Origin of the sequence: Pseudovibrio sp. POLY-S9 (genome assembly GCF_001431305.1) — a bacterium.
Lineage (GTDB): Bacteria > Pseudomonadota > Alphaproteobacteria > Rhizobiales > Stappiaceae > Pseudovibrio.
In genome coordinates this window covers 7,017-8,697 of sequence record NZ_LCWX01000218.1, presented here as the reverse complement: position 1 = coordinate 8,697, position 1,681 = coordinate 7,017, and the positions used below count along the sequence as shown (strand labels likewise).

Here is a 1,681-nt window from a genome sequence, read left to right as displayed (position 1 = left end):
CAGGGAGCATGGGATCTGACTAACATCACAGTTAACGCCAGCAGCTTTTGGCGAGGTATATGCGAACCTCCCAGAAAGCGAAAAATTCAACGAATTCGAGAACATAGCTTCTTAAGTTAGCGCCTATGGTGCGGAGCACCCTCTAAGGTTGTCGAAAGAATCTTTTCCACACCGTCACATTTTCGAACGAGATCACAATTCTGCCCCGCATTCGCATTCAATCCGACGAACATGTATCGAGGGAACATTGAGCAACTCGCCACAACTGTATTCTTTGTCTGCCTGTGTTTCCGGTACTCAGTCATCATTGGCTGAAAGACTGCCACACCTGTTGCGTTGATACCTTCGAAGGCTCGATCCTCGCAGTCTGGATTGGTGCGAACCACAACCCATTCAAGAGAGCTGCCTTTGATGAGCGAACGCATGAACTGATAGTTACGCTCAAGCGCTCGTCTTTCCTCGTTGGGAGCAGTCATCGTCATTCAGCAGCCTCCTGAGTTGCCGTTGTGGTGTTGGTGACTTGATTGTGCGCTGCCTCAAAGTTCTCAAGAGCCGCCTTCACAGCCTCAAGCAAAGTCTCGTATTCATCACCAACAAGCCTCGGCATCCAGACCCACTCTGGCAGCGAATGATCAGGAGCAAACCGAGGCCAGCCACGCTCTTGGTGAAGCTGCTTCCAAGCCTGCCAGATCTCGCTGCCAACCTTTACAGCTTCAAACTCATCACCCAACGAAGACAGCTCATTCGGGACAGTTCCGCCACTTCGCTTCCGTTCGGCAGCTTGATGCATGAGAACAACAGATTTCCAACCGTATTTCGACAATCGGTCCAGCTTCTCTTGCTTCTCGATATCTCCCCCAGCCGTCAGCCGTCCTTGGATTATTGAAGGTGGTTTCGGAAAATTCTCAGGCGCAAGGGGCGGTTTGAGCAATTCGGAAAACCGATAAACACCCCAAAGCTTGCCATAGCGCTTGGCTACCTGCACCTCTCCGCCCTCATTTCCAGAGCCTTTGGGCAGCAGCTCCCACCGCTTTTCCTTGAGATAAGTCAGCAGAGAGCAAATCTTGGTGCGACCTAAATCCCTGATGTGTTTCTCGTAAGATTTCGCCAGCTTTGCAGCTTGATTGCGGTCCTCCTCAGTCAGTCCAAACCACAGCCGCTCAGCCGCTTCCACACTGTCGCCTGCCCCTGTCGACCAGCCAGCATGAACCTTTTTCAGCCTTCGAACCCACGTTTCACGAGAGACTTTGCCTTTATTGTCATTTTTTACATTCTCGCTCTTACACGCGCCCTCTCTCTTCTGGACTGGTATTGGATTGTTAAATGGACTGTTCTTATCTTGGTGCACGTCGTGCACCGCCTTAGGTGCATCAGGTGCACCACCTTCATGCACCTCGTGCACCACCTTTTTTGAGTGAGCTGGTGCATCTGGTGCACCGCCTTCCTCCTCAAACTCGGTAGTTTTGACCACCCGCTCAGATAAGCTGGGCGCAACTAAATCACGCTCAGGCCACCGCGCCACGTACTCATGACGCTTCCATCTTTGCCCTCTGAAACCATGTTGGCTGACCTTGATCCAACCAGCTGCCCGAGCCGTCTCGATATGGTTGAGAACTGCCCGCTTGCTCAGCCCGCTATACTCCATCAAATCTTCAATTGACGGATAGCAGCTCTCCCCCAT

At 52.0% G+C, this 1,681-nt stretch carries 2 protein-coding genes; both read right to left on the bottom strand.

Translation table 11 applies throughout. The features are described 5' to 3' along the window. Positions 1–116: 116 nt before the first annotated feature. The gene (locus tag PPL9_RS22460; protein ID WP_057464823.1) at positions 117–482 is read right to left on the bottom strand and encodes a transcription termination/antitermination NusG family protein; all 366 of its coding nucleotides are present in this window, start codon (positions 480–482) and stop codon (positions 117–119) included. Further along, positions 479–1,681, bottom strand: a 1,203-nt coding sequence (locus PPL9_RS22455) for a hypothetical protein (RefSeq protein WP_161831425.1), incomplete at its 5' end; no start/stop codon positions are given. The genes PPL9_RS22455 and PPL9_RS22460, both read right to left, overlap by 4 nt.